Source organism: Actinacidiphila sp. bgisy167 (assembly GCF_057707665.1).
In genome coordinates this window covers 40,677-56,833 of sequence record NZ_JBYIQP010000008.1, presented here as the reverse complement: position 1 = coordinate 56,833, position 16,157 = coordinate 40,677, and the positions used below count along the sequence as shown (strand labels likewise).

General features: G+C 72.0%; 10 protein-coding genes. 4 read left to right on the top strand and 6 right to left on the bottom strand.

Features of this window, described 5'->3' with window-relative positions; translation table 11 throughout:
* Positions 1 to 120 precede the first annotated feature (120 nt).
* The 5 genes from AC3ET4_RS05095 to AC3ET4_RS05075 form a co-directional block, all read right to left on the bottom strand.
* Positions 121 to 1,161 carry a LacI family DNA-binding transcriptional regulator gene (locus AC3ET4_RS05095; RefSeq protein ID WP_431946334.1) on the bottom strand — a complete coding sequence of 347 codons (1,041 nt, stop codon included), beginning with the start codon at positions 1,159 to 1,161 and terminating at the stop codon, positions 121 to 123.
* 31 nt (positions 1,162 to 1,192) lie between these two features.
* The gene (locus AC3ET4_RS05090; protein ID WP_431946332.1) at positions 1,193 to 2,863 is read right to left on the bottom strand and encodes a glycoside hydrolase family 13 protein; all 1,671 of its coding nucleotides are present in this window, start codon (positions 2,861 to 2,863) and stop codon (positions 1,193 to 1,195) included.
* Between the two features lie 98 nt (positions 2,864 to 2,961).
* Entirely contained in the window at positions 2,962 to 3,882 is a 921-nt protein-coding gene (locus AC3ET4_RS05085) for a sugar ABC transporter permease (protein WP_431946330.1), read from the bottom strand.
* A gap of 53 nt (positions 3,883 to 3,935) precedes the next feature.
* Positions 3,936 to 4,937, bottom strand: coding sequence for a carbohydrate ABC transporter permease (locus tag AC3ET4_RS05080; protein WP_431946328.1), 1,002 nt, complete (start codon positions 4,935 to 4,937; stop codon positions 3,936 to 3,938).
* A gap of 299 nt (positions 4,938 to 5,236) precedes the next feature.
* Positions 5,237 to 6,505, bottom strand: a complete 1,269-nt coding sequence (locus AC3ET4_RS05075; RefSeq protein WP_431946326.1) for an extracellular solute-binding protein — start codon at positions 6,503 to 6,505, stop codon at positions 5,237 to 5,239.
* 327 nt (positions 6,506 to 6,832) lie between these two features.
* Here AC3ET4_RS05075 and AC3ET4_RS05070 point away from each other — a divergent pair, with 327 nt between their 5' ends.
* The 3 genes from AC3ET4_RS05070 to AC3ET4_RS05060 are packed head-to-tail and all read left to right on the top strand — an operon-like array spanning position 6,833 to position 10,485.
* Complete coding sequence (locus tag AC3ET4_RS05070) at positions 6,833 to 8,494, top strand: glycoside hydrolase family 13 protein (protein WP_431946324.1); 1,662 nt, start codon at positions 6,833 to 6,835, stop codon at positions 8,492 to 8,494.
* Between the two features lie 25 nt (positions 8,495 to 8,519).
* Positions 8,520 to 9,608: a LacI family DNA-binding transcriptional regulator gene (locus tag AC3ET4_RS05065; protein WP_431946322.1), complete on the top strand. Its 1,089-nt coding sequence runs from the start codon at positions 8,520 to 8,522 to the stop codon at positions 9,606 to 9,608.
* Between the two features lie 37 nt (positions 9,609 to 9,645).
* On the top strand, positions 9,646 to 10,485 hold the full coding sequence (locus tag AC3ET4_RS05060; RefSeq protein WP_431946320.1) for a phosphatase PAP2 family protein: 840 nt from the start codon (positions 9,646 to 9,648) through the stop codon (positions 10,483 to 10,485).
* Between the two features lie 79 nt (positions 10,486 to 10,564).
* On the opposite strand, the gene AC3ET4_RS05055 is transcribed toward AC3ET4_RS05060, so the two are convergent.
* Positions 10,565 to 13,525: a bifunctional [glutamine synthetase] adenylyltransferase/[glutamine synthetase]-adenylyl-L-tyrosine phosphorylase gene (locus AC3ET4_RS05055; protein ID WP_431946318.1), complete on the bottom strand. Its 2,961-nt coding sequence runs from the start codon at positions 13,523 to 13,525 to the stop codon at positions 10,565 to 10,567.
* 224 nt (positions 13,526 to 13,749) lie between these two features.
* Between AC3ET4_RS05055 and AC3ET4_RS05050 the strand changes: the two genes are divergently transcribed.
* Complete coding sequence (locus AC3ET4_RS05050) at positions 13,750 to 16,107, top strand: N-acetylmuramoyl-L-alanine amidase (RefSeq protein ID WP_431946316.1); 2,358 nt, start codon at positions 13,750 to 13,752, stop codon at positions 16,105 to 16,107.
* Positions 16,108 to 16,157: the final 50 nt, after the last annotated feature.

The following is a 16,157-nucleotide window of genomic DNA, read 5'->3' as shown; positions in this document are numbered from 1 at the left end:
TTGCGGGTCGGGCCGGATGTCGCAGGGGAAGGGCGCCGCACGGTCGCTCATGACGGCGCGACAGCGGCCGGCGCGGGCCGCCGCGAGCGGATACGCACCGGGCGGCGCGGGCTGGTGTCCTCAGTGGGGGCGCCGGCTGCCGCCGGGCGCCTTGCCCGTGGAGCCGCGGACGACCAGTTCCGTCTGGAAGACGAACTCCGAGCGCTGCACAGGGGTGCCGCCGATCTCCTCCAGGAGCGTGTTCACCGCCGCCGCGCCCATCGCCTCGACCGGCTGGCGGACCGTGGTCAGCGGCGGGTCGGTGAAGGCGATCAGCGGCGAGTCGTCGTAGCCGACGACCGAGACGTCCCCGGGGACAGTCAGGCCGCGCTCCCGCACCGCGCGCACCGCGCCCAGGGCCATCAGGTCGCTGCCGCAGACGATGCCGGTGCAGCCCTTGTCCAGCAGCGTCCCCGCGGCCGCGTGGCCGCCCTCCACCGAGAAGAGGGTGTGCCGGACGTACTCTCCGGCCTGCTCCTCGCCGAACCCGAGCAGTTCGCCCAGTGCCTCGACGAAGCCCTCGACCTTGCGCCGCACCGGCACGAAGCGGCCGGGCCCGACGGCCAGCCCGATCCGCTGGTGGCCGAGTTCGGCCAGGTGCTGGACGGCGATGCGCGCCGAGGCGCGCTCGTCCGGCGAGATGTATGGTCCGGCGATCGCCGGGTTGAAGCCGTTGACCAGCACATAGGGCACGCCCTGGCCCAGGAGGCGCGCGTAGCGCTCGGGATCGGCCGTGACGTCGGCGTGCAGCCCGGACAGGAAGACGATGCCGCGCACCCCGCGCTCCACGAGCGCCTCCACCAGTTCGTCCTCGGTGGAGCCGCCGGGATGCTGGGTGCACAGCACCGCCGTGTAGCCGTAGCCGGTCAGGTTCTGCTCGATGACCTGGGCGAAGGCGGGGAAGATCGGGTTGTTGAGTTCGGGGGTGATCAGTCCGATCTGGCCGGCGCTGCGCCGCCGCAGCCGCACCGGGCGCTCGTAGCCGAGCAGGTCCAGCGCGGCCAGCACCTTCTGCCGGGTGGCGGGGGCGACCCCCGCCTTCCCGTTCAGCACGCGGCTGGCGGTGGCCTCGCTGACCCCCGCCTGGGCCGCGATGTCGGCAAGTCGAGCTGTGGTGGTCACAGCTACCGACCCTATGCGACGGCGACGCACGTCAAACGGCCCACCAGACGGTCGTGTCGGCCGGGACGACGACCCCGGTCGCCGTGATCTCCACGGCGGAGCTGGCCAGCGAAAGCGCCCCCGGCACGGGCAGTGTCACTGGCTCGGAGGTGGTGTTGACGGTGCACACGAAGCCGGGCCGGAGGAAGGACAGCACGCCCTCCGGCGCGTCCTCCCACCGGACGGACTCGCCGGCGCCGAGCCCGGGCAGCTCGCGGCGCAGCCGCAGGGCGGCGCGGTACAGCTCCAGGGTGGAGGCCGGGTCGCCGGTCTGCTCGGCGACGCTGAGCCGCGCCCAGCTCTCGGGCTGCGGCAGCCAGCTGCCGCCGCTGCCGAAGCCGTGGCTGGGGCCCTCGGACGTCCACGGGATCGGGACGCGGCAGCCGTCGCGGAAGCCGTCCTGGCCCGCGGCGCGGAAGAACGCCGGGTCCTGGCGCAGCTCGTCGGGCAGGTCGGTGACCTCGGGCAGGCCCAGTTCCTCGCCCTGGTAGACGTAGGCGGAGCCGGGCAGGGCCAGCATCAGCAGCGAGGCGGCGCGGGCGCGGCGCACGTCGTACGTCTTGCCGTCGGAGGACAGCCGGGTGGCGTGGCGGACCACGTCGTGGTTGGAAAGGACCCAGGTGGTGGGAGCGGCGACCGGGCGCATGGCGTCGAGCGAGCGGTCGATGACCGCGCGCAGCTCGGCGGCGTCCCACCGGGTGGCGAGGTACTGGAAGTTGAAGGCCTGGTGCAGTTCGTCGGAGCGCACGTAGTTCGCGGTGCGCTCGACGGTGGGGGTCCAGGCCTCGGCGACGGCGATGCGGGCGCCCGGGAGCGCTCCCGGCCGCAGGTTCGGGGAGTGGCTCGGGGAGTACTCGTCGAGGATCCGCCGCCATGAGCGGTAGATCTCGTGGACGCCGTCCTGGTCGAAGAAGGGCAGGACATCGTTGCCAAGGAGCTTGAGCTGCTCGTGGGCGCCGATGTCGGGCAGGCCGTCGGCCTTGACGAGGCCGTGCGCCACGTCGATGCGGAAGCCGTCGACGCCCATGTCGAGCCAGAAGCGCAGGATCGAGCGGAACTCGTCCTGGACGGCCGGGTGCTCCCAGTTGAGGTCGGGCTGCTCGGGCGCGAACAGGTGCAGGTACCACTCGCCGTCGGCGGCGCGGGTCCAGGCCGGTCCGCCGAAGACCGACTCCCAGTCGTTGGGGGGGAGTTCGCCGCCCGCGCCCTTGCCGGGGCGGAAGTGGTAGCGCTGCCGCAGCGGGGAGCCGGGGCCCTCGCTCACTGCCTGCTTGAACCACTCGTGCTGGTCGGAGGTGTGGTTGGGGACCAGGTCGACGATGATCCGCAGCCCCAGCCGGTGGGCGTCGCGGATCAGCCCGTCGGCGTCGTGCAGGGTGCCGAACATCGGGTCGACGGCCCGGTAGTCGGCGACGTCGTAGCCGGCGTCGGCCTGCGGGGAGGCGTAGAAGGGGCTCAGCCAGACGGCGTCGACGCCGAGGTCGCGCAGGTACGGGAGGCGCTCGCGGATGCCGGGGAGGTCGCCCATGCCGTCGCCGTTCCCGTCGGCGAAACTGCGGGGGTAGACCTGGTAGATGACCGCGTCTCTCCACCAGTCCGCGGTGGCCGCGGGCTGGTCGGAGGTGTGGGGGTGACGGGTGGTGTCCGCCAGGTACTGGGTCATGGTGATCCCTTGGAGGATGGAGGGCTCGGTGCGGCGACGGGGCGGGGCCGGGGTGCCCGGCCTCCTGGGCCGGGCCCGGGCGCCCCGGGTGGTGCGGTTCAGGACTTGGCCGCGCCGGCGGTGAGGCCGGTGACCAGGTGCCGCTGGACGACGTAGAAGAAGCCCGACGCGGGCAGCGCGATGAGCACGGAGGTGGCGGCCATCAGGTCCCACTGGTTGTCGTGCTCGCTGACGAAGGTGGTGAGGCCGACGGCGAGGGTGTACTTGTCCTCGCCGAGCATGAAGACCGAGGCGTAGGCGACCTCTCCCCACGCGGTGAGGAAGGTGTAGAAGGCCGCCACCGCGAGTCCCGGCCGGGCCAGCGGCAGCACCAGCCGGTAGAAGGTGCCGAACGGGCTGAGTCCGTCGACCCGTCCGGCCTCGTCGATCTCCTGGGGGATGGTGTCGAAGTAGCCCTTGAGCAGCCACGCGCAGTACGGCACCGCGGTGGTGCAGTAGACCAGGATGAGCCCCCAGTAGGTGTCGAGCAGGCCCAGATCGGCCAGGATGTTGTACAGCGGCACCATGAGAATGGCGACCGGGAACATCTGGGTCACCAGGAAGGTCCACATCAGCTGGCGGTGGCCCGGGAAGCGCATCCGGGAGACCGCGTAGCCGGCGCTGGCGGCGACGAACACGCCCAGCAGGCAGGTGCCGAGGGCGACGATCGCGGAGTTCAGGAACCACCGGAGGAAGTTCGTGTCGGCGAGGACCTTCGTGTAGTTCTCGAAGCTGAACTTCCCGGCGATGTCGGCGGGGTGGAGGAAGTCGGTCTTGTCCGGGCCGAAGGAGACCCAGGCGATCCACAGCACGGGGAACGCGGCGATGAGGCTCGCGGTGATCAGTACGCCGTGGATCAGCACCGAGGCGGCCCGGCCGCGCTCGCCGCGGCCGGTGCGCCGGCGCGTCGCTGCGCGGACGGGGGCGGGGGCCGCGTCCTTCGCGGCTCCCGCGGCGGGGAGGTCTGCGGTGGTGCTCATGGGGGTGGCTGCCCTCTCTTGCGTCATGGCGGTTGTCCTGGCCGGTGCGGCCGTCAGGCGGCCGCGTTCTCGGTGCGGGCGAGCCAGCGCCGGTACGCGGAGGCGAAGACGATGAGCATGGACAGGATGATCACGCCGTAGGCGGCGGAGCCTGCGTAGTCGCGCGGGTCCTGCCCGAAGCCGAGGCGGTAGGCCCAGGTCACCAGGATCTGGGCGTCCTGTCCCGCGTTCACGCCGAACAGCAGGAAGATGACGACGAACTGGTTGAAGGTCCAGATGACGCCGAGCAGGATCACCGTGCTGCTCACCGATCGAAGGCCGGGAAGCGTCACGTGGCGGAACCGCTGCCAGGGGGTGGCGCCGTCCATCTCGGCCGCTTCGTACAGCTCCGAGGGGATCGACTGCAGGCCGCCGAGGAGCGAGACCATCATGAAGGGCACACCGACCCAGGTGTTGACCATGATCGCTGCGGTCTTCTGCCAGAAGGGGTCGCTCAGCCAAGCGGGCGTCGGCAGGTGCATCGCGTGCAGGGCCGTGTTCAGGATGCCGCCGTCGTCGGCGAGGATCAGCCGCCAGGAGAAGACCGTGACGAAGGTCGGGACGGCCCACGGCAGGATCAGGACCAGCCGGTAGAAGGTGCGGGCCCGGAGCTTGCGGTTCAGCAGCATCGCGAGGCCGAGGCCGAGGCCGTAGTGCAGGGTGACGCAGACGACCGTCCAGACGATGGTCCAGGTGAAGTGCGGCCAGAACTGGTGGTCCGCGCCCGACAGGATCTCCGTGTAGTTCTTGAGGCCGACCCAGGAGAAGGAGTCCGGGATCTTGTTGACGCCGATCGTCCGGCCGACGTTCTGGCTGTCGGCGTCGGTCAGCGACAGGTAGACGCCGCGGACCAGGGGGTAGAGCACCAGCAGGCCGATGACGGCGACGACCGGCGCCACCATGGCCCAGGCATACCAGTTGCGGTTGTAGGACTGCCGGATGCGGCTGAGCGGACCGGGGCGCGGCGCCTCGCCGCGCTTGGTCTCCCGGGTTCCGCCCTCGGCGGCGACGGTCATCTTCGGCACCTTCTCGAAAGTTCGCTCAGGGGGTACGGCCCGGCCGCACGGCGGAGGGTGTGCGTGCGGACGCGGGCGGTGGCCGTCCGGTCCGCCGCCCGTGGCGGGCGCGGCGGACCGGACGGTTCATGGCTGCCTCGGAGGCCACACGGAAAGGCGGGCCGGCGTCGCGGGTCGACGGCTCTCGCCCGGCGGCGGTGTGGTCGGTCGCCGCAGCTCCGCTGCGTCTTCCTTCCCCGCCGTACCGGACTCGGCCCTCGACCCGCTCCTTTCTCCACCCCGCCTGGGCCCGCGGCCTGTTACTGGAAGTCCTTGACGAGCTTCTTGTAGGACTCGGCGGTCTGGTCCAGGCCCTTCTGGGTGGCGACCTTGCCCTGCAGGATGCTGGTCAGGTTGGTGCCGAAGTCGGCGAAGAGCGAGCTGTACTCGGGGAGTTCCGGGCGCGGGCGGGCCACGTCGGCCAGGATGTCCTGGAACTCGGCGACACCGGGCGCGGCCTTGACCTCGGCGGTGTAGGCGGAGGTGCGGGTCGGCAGGGTGCCGTTCTTCAGGGCGATCTCGGCCTGGGTCGCACCGGAGGTCATCCAGCCGACGAACTTCTGCGCGGCTTCCTGGTGCGCCTTGTCGGAACCGGCGTAGACGGCGAGGTTGTGACCGCCGGTCGGGGCGCCCGCTCTGCCGGTGGAGCCGGCCGGGACGGCGGAGATGCCGAGGTTGGCCTTGTCGGTGAAGGCCGAGCCCTTGTAGATGTTGGTCAGCTCCCAGGGGCCCTGGATGATCATGGCGACCTTGCCGCTGACGAACGCGTCCTGCATGTGAGCGTACGCGTCAGCGGTCACGTCGAGCTCGTGGACTCCCGGGGAGGCGAGCACGGACTTGCTGACGTCGACGGCCTTGACGGCCTCGGGCGAGTTGATCGTGATCTTCTTCGCCGCGGCGTCGACCATGTCGGTGCCCTCGCCGAAGAGGAAGGGCAGCTCGTAGTAGGAGTCGGCGCGCAGCCAGAAGCCGTCGGCCTCGGCCTTGGTCTTGACGGCCTTGGCGACCGTCTTGAGCTCGTCCCAGGTGGCCGGCGCCTTGTCGAAGCCGGCCTTCTTGAGCAGCTCCTTGTTCCACATCAACGCGAGGGTGTCGGTGACGATCGGGGCGCCGTAGGTCTTCCCCTCGTACTGCGCCTGCTTGAGCAGGGACGGGTTGATGTCGTCCTGGTCGGCCAGCGCCGGGGTGCCGTCCAGCGGCGCGAGGAACTGGGACTTCGCCCAGGAGGCCGTCCACCCGACCTCGGCACGGATCACGTCGGGGGCGCCCTTGCTGCCGGCGGCCGTCTGGAACTTGTTCTGCGCCTGGTCGAACGGCACGCTGACGTACTTGACCTTGATCTTCGGGTTCGCCTTCTCGAAGTCCGCGATCAGGGCCTCGTAGGTCGGCGCCTCGTTCGTCGCGTTCGAGGTGTCCCACCAGGTGATGGTGACGGGACCGCCGTCGGCCTTGTCACTGCCGCCCCCGCAAGCCGTCGTCGCAAGCCCGAGCGCCGCAACCAGCGCGGTGGCCGCTATGCCACGCCGCATGTGATCTCCTCCAGGATGAAAGCCCGTGATGGTGCTGGGCGCGTCGCCGCGGCCCCCCACTGCCGACTGCGCCGTTGCGGCCGCCGGGCTGTCGAGGAACGTAACAGGGATGCAAGCCTGACGAAAGACCTTGCTGCAAAACTTGAAAGATCTTCCGATCGTTACACCTGCGTGTCCACGGGGTTTCCGGGAGGAGACGCGCCGAGGGAATGGCAGCCGACCTGGAAGTGGTTGCGCGATCTTCCGCAAAAAGTTGGAAGGCGTTGCCGATCACGCGTGGGATCGGGATCATCGGCTGAGACCGGCGCCGACCCACGAGGGAACGACATGACCCAAGAGCTCGCCCCCGTCCGCCACGACGCGGCCGACGAGACCCCGGCCGCCCCCGACGCGGGCCGCGCCCCCGGCTGGTGGCGCAGCGCCGTCATCTACCAGGTGTACGTGCGCTCCTTCGCCGACGGCGACGGCGACGGCGTGGGCGACCTGCCCGGCATCCGGGCCCGCCTGCCCTACCTGGCGGAACTCGGCGCCGACGCCGTGTGGCTGACCCCCTTCTACGCCTCGCCCCAGGCGGACGGCGGCTACGACGTCGCCGACTACCGCAGCGTCGACCCCCTCTTCGGCACCCTCGCGGACGCCGACGCGCTCATCCGCACCGCCCACGGGCTGGGCCTGCGGGTGATCGTCGACATCGTCCCCAACCACACCTCCGAACGGCACGCGTGGTTCCGGGCGGCGTTGGCCGACCGCCCCGGGGGGCCGGCCCGCGAGCGCTACCACTTCCGCCCCGGCAGGGGCGCCCACGGCCACCTGCCGCCCAACGACTGGGAGTCGGTCTTCGGCGGCCCCGCCTGGACAAGGGTCGCCGACGGCGACTGGTACCTCCACCTCTTCGCGCCCGAGCAGCCCGACCTCAACTGGGACCACCCCGAGGTCCGCGCGGAGTTCGACTCCGTCCTGCGCTTCTGGCTGGACCTGGGCGTCGACGGCTTCCGCGTCGACGTCGCCCACGGCATGGTCAAGGCGGCCGGCCTGCCCGACATCGGCCACACGGAGCAGGTCAAGATGATCGGCGCCCAGGTGCTCCCCTTCTTCGACCAGGACGGGGTCCACGAGATCCACCGCTCCTGGCGCCGGCTGCTCGACTCCTACTCCCCCGGACCCCGTTCGCAGGCGCTGCCGGGTGAGCGCATCGGCGTCGCGGAGGCCTGGGCGCCGAACGCGCGGCGCATGGCGCTCTACGTCCGTCCCGACGAGCTGCACCAGGCCTTCAACTTCCACTTCCTGCAGTGCCCCTGGGAGGCCGGGGCGATGCGCGCGGTGATCGAGGAGTCCCTCGCCGCCACCGTCTCCGTGGGCGCCCCCACCACCTGGGTGCTCTCCAACCACGACGTCGTCCGGCATGTCACCCGCTACGGCGGCGGGGTCGCCGGGCTGCGCCGGGCCCGGGCCGCGGCGCTGCTGATGCTCGCGCTGCCCGGTTCCGTATACGTCTACCAGGGCGAGGAGCTGGGCCTGCCCGAGGTCACCGACCTGCCGGACGAGGTCCGCCAGGACCCCTCCTTCTTCCGGGACACCGGCCAGGACGGGATGCGCGACGGCTGCCGGGTGCCCATCCCGTGGACCGTCGACGGCGCCAGCCACGGCTTCGGCCCGGCCGGCAGCTGGCTGCCGCAGCCCGCGCGCTGGGGCGAGCTGAGCGTCCAGGCGCAGAGCGGCGACCCGAACTCCACGCTGGAGCTGTACCGCTCGGCCCTGCGGCTGCGCCGCGAACTGCCCGGGCTCGGCGACGGCCCGATGCGCTGGCTGGACGCCCCCGAGGGGGTGCTGGCGTTCTCCCGGCCCGGCATGGTGTGCACGGTCAACGTCACCTCGGAGCCGGTGCACGTCCCCGTCCCGGGGCGGCCGGTGCTCTCCTCCGAGCCGGTCTCCCCCACCGGCGGTTCCGTCCGTCTTCCGGCCGATTCATGTATCTGGTGGGCGATCTGAGGTACGACCGGTACAGTCGCATCCCGTGACCGCAAGGCTTGCCGACATCGCAGCCCAGGCGGGGGTGAGCGAAGCGACGGTCAGCCGGGTCCTCAACGGCAGGCCAGGCGTCTCCGCGGCCACCCGCCAGTCCGTGCTGGCCGCCCTCGACCTGCTGGGGTACGAGCGGCCCGTACGGCTGCGGCAGCGCAGCGCGGGCCTCGTCGGGCTCATCACGCCGGAGCTGGAGAATCCGATCTTCCCGGCCTTCGCCCAGGTCATCGGGCAGGCCCTGACCCGGCAGGGGTACACCCCGGTGCTGGCCACCCAGACCCCGGGCGGCTCGACCGAGGACGAACTCGTCGAGATGCTCGTCGAGCGCGGCGTCGCGGGGATCATCTTCGTCTCCGGGCTGCACGCCGACTCCACCGCCGACATGGCGCGCTACGACCGGCTGCACGGCCAGGGCGTGCCGTTCGTGCTGATCAACGGCTTCTCCGCCCGGATCAAGGCGGCGTTCGTGTCGCCCGACGACCGCGGGGCCATGCGGCTCGCCGTCACCCACCTGGCCGCGCTCGGCCACGAGCGGATCGGCCTCGCGGTCGGCCCCGAGCGGTTCGTCCCCGTGCGGCGCAAGATCGAGGGCTTCGTGCGCAGCATGGAGGAGGTCCTCGGCATATCCGCCGACGAGGCGGGCGAGCGTATCCGGCATTCGCTGTTCACTCTCGAGGGTGGTCAGGCCGCCGCCTCCGGCCTGCTCGAGGCGGGCTGCACGGCCGTGGTGTGCGCCTCCGACATGATGGCCCTGGGCGCCGTCCGCGCGGCTCGGCAGCGGGGGCTGTCCGTCCCCGGCGACGTCTCCGTCGTCGGCTTCGACGACTCCCCGCTCATCGCCTTCACCGATCCGCCGCTCACCACCATCCGGCAGCCGGTCACGGCCATGGGCCAGGCCGCCGTGCGCGCGCTGCTGGAGGAGGTCGGCGGCACCCCGGCCCCGCACAGCGAGTTCGTCTTCCTGCCAGAACTGGTCGTCCGCGGTTCGACGGCATCGGGTCCCGAAGCCGGGGCAGCCGTGTTCGTACAGCAGTCGGCCGGGAGGCGTGCACGGGATGTACAGGATCCCATCGGGGGTTGATCGGACGGTGCCGGACCGCATGGCAGACTATCGCCCCATGGGGGAATCGACCGCGAAGACCATGGACCACCGCAGTGGCGGCGTGCCGACGCGCTCCATCGATTCCCGTGACATCGATGGAGCGCCGGCCGGCCGGCTGCTGGCGCCACGCCGGCCCCGGCTGTGGTTCGAGATCCTGCTGATCGCCGTCAGCTACTGGATCTACTCGCTCGTGCGCAACGCCGTGCCCGAGCAGCAGGACGACGCCATGCGGAACGCGAGCCACGTCTGGGGACTCGAGCACTCCCTCGGCCTCGCCTTCGAGCACGCGGTCAACCACGCCGTGAACTCCGTCACGTGGCTCATCGTCGGCATGAACTACTACTACGCGACGCTGCACTTCATCGTCACCCTGGCGGTGCTGGTGTGGCTCTTCCGCAAGCATCCCGGGCGGTACGCGCCGACCCGGCTGGTCCTCTTCGTGACCACCGGAATCGCGCTGCTCGGCTTCTACTTCTTCCCCCTGGCGCCGCCCCGGCTGATGGAGGGCGGGGGCTTCGTCGACACCGTCCGGATCCACCACACCTGGGGGTCGATGGCCTCGGGCGACCTGGCGCACGTCTCCAACCAGTACGCGGCCATGCCGTCGATGCACATCGGCTGGTCGCTGTGGTGCGGCATCACCATCGCCATGCTGGCGCAGCGGGCCTGGGTGCGGGTGCTGGGCGTGCTCTACCCCGTCGCCACGCTGGTCGTCATCGTCTCGACCGCCAACCACTTCTGGCTGGACGCCGTCGGCGGCAGCCTCTGCCTCGGCGTCGGCTTCGCCGCCTCCTGGGCCGTCTACGGCGGCCTCGCCTACCGGTTGCCGCGCCAGGTACGCGTCGCGGCGGTGTAGCCGGGCGGCGCGGACGAGCACGCTTCGGTGCGCGGACCGGGGCAGGCCCGGGGCAGAACCGGTACGTGCAACGCGCCCCCTACATGCCGTAGAAGAGGCGCTCGACCACCGCGCGGGCCCGCCGCGTGGTGCGGCGGTAGTCCTCGACCATGTCGCCCACGTGCCCCGGCTCGTAGCCGAGGTAGCGCCCGACCGCGGCGAGCTCCCTGCCGTCGCCGGGGAAGGTGTCGCCGGGGCGGCCCCGGACGAGCATGACGGCGTTGCGCAACCGGCTCGCCAGGATCCAGGCGGCGTCCAGGACCTCGGCGTCCTCGGCGGGGACCAGTCCCGCCGCCACGGCGGCGGCCAGCGCCGGGCGGGTACGGGTGGTCCGCAGCCCGGGGACCCGCGCGCCGTGCCGCAACTGCAGCAGCTGCACCGTCCACTCGACGTCGCTGAGCCCGCCCCGTCCCAGTTTGGCGTGGGTTGTCGGGTCCGCGCCGCGCGGCAGCCGCTCGGACTCCATCCGGGCCTTGAGCCGGCGGATCTCGCGCGCCGCCTCCTCCGGCAGCCCGTCGGCCGGGTAGCGCAGCGGGTCGGCGAGGGCGATGAAGCGGGCGCCCAGGTCCTCGTCGCCCGCGACCGGTTCGGCGCGCAGGAGCGCGTGCCGCTCCCAGACCAGCGACCAGCGCCGGTAGTAGGCGGCGTACGAACCGAGCGTGCGCACCAGCGGTCCGCTCTTGCCTTCCGGGCGCAGGTCGGCGTCGATCAGCAGCGGCGGGTCGGTGGTGGGGATCTGCAGCAGCCGGCGCAGTTCGTTGGCGACCTTGAGCGCGGACCGGGCGGCCCGGTGCTCGTCGACACCCTCATAGGGGTCATGGACGAACAGGACGTCCGCGTCGGACCCGTAGCCCAGTTCGCGGCCCCCGAAGCGGCCCATGCCGATGACGGAGAACCGGGTGGGCAGGGGCTCGTCCTCGGCCGCCTCGACGGCGCCCACCGCGGCCTGCAGGGCCCCGGTGACGGCGGCGGCGTTGAGGTCGGTGAGGGCGGCGCCCACCGCGTCCGGGTCGTCGCGGTGGACACCCACCAGGTCCGCGGCCGCGGTGCGGAACAGCTCGCGGCGGCGCACCCCGCGGACCGCGGCGACGGCCTGCTCGGCGGAGTCCGCGCGGTGCACCGCGGCCAGCACCTCCTGGTCCAGGGCGGCGCGGCCGCGCGGCTGGAGCCCCTCGTCGTCGGCGAGCAGGGCGACCGCCTCGGGGGCCCGCATGAGCAGGTCGGGGGCGAGCCGACCGGAGGACAGCACCCGCGCGAGGTTCATCGCGGCGGCGCCCTCGTCGCGCAGCAGCCGCAGGTACCAGGGGGTGCGGCCCAGGGCGTCGCTGACCTTGCGGAAGTTCAGCAGGCCCGCGTCGGGGTCCGCAGAGTCGGCGAACCAGCCGAGCAGCACCGGCAGCAGGGTCCGCTGGATCGCGGCCTTGCGGCTGACCCCGGAGGCCAGCGCCTCCAGGTGGCGCAGGGCCGCGGCGGGGTCGGCGTAGCCGAGCGCCTCCAGGCGCTGCTTGGCCGCGGCCGTGGACAGGCCCGCCTCCCCGGGAGCGAGCTGGGCGACCGCGTCGAGCAGTGGACGGTAGAACAGCTTCTCGTGGAGGCGGCGCACCTCCCTGGCGTGCCGCCGCCACTCCCGTGTCAGCTCCGTCACCGGGTCCGCGCGGAAGCCCATCGAGCGGCCGAGCCGCCGCAGGTCGGCCGCGTCCTCGGGCATCAGGTGGGTGCGGCGCAGCTTCTGGAGCTGGATGCGGTGCTCCATCGTCCGCAGGAAGCGGTACGCGGCGTCGAGTGCCGCCGCGTCCGCGCGGCCCACGTATCCGCCGGCGGCGAGCTGGGACAACGCGGTCAGGGTGGTGCCGCTGCGCAGCGAAGCGTCGGTGCGGCCGTGCACGAGCTGGAGCAGCTGCACCGCGAACTCCACGTCCCGCAGGCCGCCCGGGCCGAGCTTGAGCTCTCGGTCGAGGTGCGCGGCGGGGATGTTCTCCACGACCCGGCGCCGCATCTCCTGCACGTCCTGGACGAAGTGGTCGCGCTCGGCGGCCTGCCACACCATGGGCGACAGCGCCTCGACGTACTCCTGCCCGAGCGCCGGGTCGCCGGCCACCGGGCGGGCCTTGAGCAGCGCCTGGAACTCCCAGGTCTTGGCCCAGCGCTTGTAGTAGGCCACATGGCTGGAGAGGGTGCGCACCAGCGGGCCGCGCCGCCCCTCGGGGCGGAGGTTGGCGTCGACCTGCCAGATGCTGCCCTCGACGGTGGTGTCGGAGCAGATCCGCATCAGGTGCGCGGCCAGCCGGGTGGCGGCCTGCAGCGCCTTGGCCTCCTCGGCGTCGGGGCATGCCTCGGCCACGAAGATGACGTCGACGTCGGAGATGTAGTTCAGCTCGTGGCCGCCGCACTTGCCCATGCCGATCACCGCGAGCCGGCACTGCGCGGCGTCGTCCGGCGCCTCGGCCTCGGCCATGGCCAGCGCCGCGCGCAGCGTCGCGGTGGCGAGGTCGGCGAGCTCGGCGGCGGTCTCCACCAGGTCGCTGGTGCCGCACACGTCGCGGGCGGCGATGCCCAGCAGGCAGCGCCGGTAGGCCACGCGCAGCGACTCCGGGTCGCCGGCTTCGGCCAGTTGCCGCTCGAACTCCGCGGTGCCGGGGTGCAGGTCGGCGTGCTCGTAGGTGACCAGGGAGTGCCAGTGGTCCGGGTGCCGGGCCAGGTGGTCGGCCAGGGCGGAGGAGGCGCCGAGCACCCCCAGCAGCCGGTCGCGCAGCGGTTTGGCCGTGGTGAGCGTGTCGAGGAGAGTGCGCCGTTCCCCGGGGGCGAGTGCCTCGAGGAGCCGCACGAGGGAGGCGAGCGCCTGGTCGGGGTCGGCGGTGGCGCCGAGGGCGTCGAGCAGGACCGGATCGCTGCGGACGGGGGCGAGGATGTCGCCGCCCAGCAGCGCCTCGGCGGCCACGGCGTCGCAGAAGCCGTGCCTGAGCAGCCGCCCGAACCTGGTGTCCCGTCGCCCTTCCAGCACTCCGCCTGCCTTTCCCGCGCTCCGGCCGGGCTGATCCGCCCTGGAGAGAGTATCCGTCCGGCCGTTTCTCCGTTATCTGACGGTATCGCCGCTTTCGCATCGAACGTCCAGCGGGATGAAGGGGGCCCGGCCGCTCTGGTATAAAGCGCTTCCCGATTCAGGGGTTTGGAATTCAACCAACGGTACCCACGGGCTCAGGGGTGGGACGGGGCGGGGAAGACTACATGGGACGAATACGTGTGCGCGGGCGTGCCTGGCTCGCGGTCGGGGCGGTCGTGCTCGGCGGGGCCGGAGCCGTGACCGCCGCCTCCGTGGCGAGCGGCCCGGAGGGGACCGTCTCGTCGGCGGCCCACAAGGGGCCGGTGCGCACCACGGTGGACGCGCTGGAGCTCAAGGGCACCGGCGGCGAGCGGGAGCTGCCCCAGCAGCGCACGGACGCCTTCGGCACCCTCGGTGTGACCTGGGACGATCCGAAGGCGGAGCTGGACGGCACGATCGAGCTGCGGGTCCGGGCGCAGAAGTCCGGCACATGGTCCGACTGGTTCGGCATCGAGACGCACAACGACGACGCACCGGACGCCGGCGACGAGGCGGCGGGACGCGGTGGCACCCCTCCGCTGTGGGTGGGCTGGTCCGACGGCGTGCAGGTCCGCGTCCGGTCCGACAAGGGCGCGGCCGGCATCCCGAGGGGCCTGAGACTCGCCCTGGTCGGCGAGAGCGACAAGAAGAGCAGCGTCGACGTGGCGATGGCGCCTGCCGCCTTCGCCGCCGACTCCGAGAACTCCGAGGACCCCGCGTCGCCGCCCGCGGATCCCACGCAGACCCCGACGTCCACCGAGACGACCGCACCGGCCACGACGGAGCCTCCGGTTACCGAGCCGAGCGCCCCGGAAAGCTCCGCCCCCGCCGGCGGCGCCCCGGCGACCAGCGGCCCGCCCACCACGAGCTCCCCGACGGCCTCCGCGACGGCCTCCGCGTCGGCGTCGGCGTCGGCGTCGGCGTCGGCGTCGGCGTCGGCGTCGGCCTCAGCATCCGTTTCCGCCTCATCCCCGCCCCCCACCTCGACCATGCCCAAGCCGCCCATCGTCACCAGGGCGGGCTGGGGCGCCGACGAGAGCATCCGCGAGCAGACGGAGCCGGCCTACGCGCCCAACGGGGTGCAGGTGGTCTTCGTGCACCACACCGCCACGTACAACGCCCAGGCGAAGAGCGGTGACTACAGCTGCAGCGACTCGCCGAGCATCATCCGGCAGATCTACGCGTATCACGTCAGCCAGACGTGGCGGGACATCGGCTACAACTTCCTCGTCGACAAGTGCGGCACGATCTACGAGGGCCGCTACGGCGGCGTGGACCGTGCCGTGGTGGGCGCCCAGACCGAGGGCTACAACACCGGTACCTCGGGCATCGCGGTCATCGGCTACTTCCAGACCGACACGCACGTCTCCAAGGCCACGCCGATGACCTCGCAGATGCTGGGCTCGGTCACCGCCCTGGCCGCCTGGAAGCTGGGCTTCAAGAAGATCGACCCCAACCCCGGGACCAAGACCCAGACCGTCAACGGCAAGGCGTTCTACCCGATCTCCGGTCACCGCGACGGGTTCGCCACCGCGTGCCCCGGCACCAACCTGTACGCCAAGGTGCCCACCATCCGCTCCTACTCCTCGGGCGTCGCCGCGCCGACCCTGAACGGGGTCAGCGGCGCCACGCTCTCCGGGTCCTCGTACTACACCAAGGGCTCGGCCACGGTCGCCTGGAAGGAGTCCACCCCGACCGCCGTCATCAAGCGGTTCGAGGTGCTCGTGGACGGCAAGGTCGCCGCCACCGCCAAGCCCACCGCGCTCTCCGCGCCGATCACGGTCGCCGCGGGCAGGCACACCGTGACCGTCCGCGCCGTGCACATCAACAACAAGACGGCGACCTCGGCGTCCTCGTACAGCGTGGTCGGCGACACGACCAAGCCGACGTTCACCACCGCGCCCGCGGTGAAGATCCGCAACGCCACGGTGTCCAGCACCTCCGTGCCGGTCTCCGTGACCTGGAAGGCCGCCGACAACGGCGCCCTCAAGAGCGTCGCGGCGACCGCCCCCACCACCGCCGCCTTCGGTCCGACCACCACCTCGTGGAGCACCACGGGCAAGGTGAACACCGCGGTCACGTACGGCCTGAAGGCCACCGACGCGGCCGGGAACTACACCACCGCCTCGGTGAGCCGCACTGCGGCGATCCTGCAGGAGACCTCGGCGACGAAGTCCGGTACCTGGTCGACGAAGAGCTCCACCAGCTACCTCGGCGGGAAGTCCTCCACCTCGTCCTCCAAGAACGCCAGCCTGACCTGGACGTTCACCGGCCGCTCGGTCGGCTGGGTGGTGTCCCGGGCCTCGACCTCCGGCCAGGCGTACGTCTACGTCGACGGGGTCAAGGCGGCCACGGTGGACCTCAAGTCCTCCACCACCGCCTACCGCCAGACGATCTGGTCCAAGACCTGGAGCACCAGCGCCAAGCACACCCTCAAGATCGTCGTCGTCGGCACCTCCGGACGCCCGACGATCACCACGGACGGCATCACCTACATCAAGTGACGCCCTGACAACAAGAGTCCGGGGAGCGCGAGTTGCGCTCCCCGGGCTTT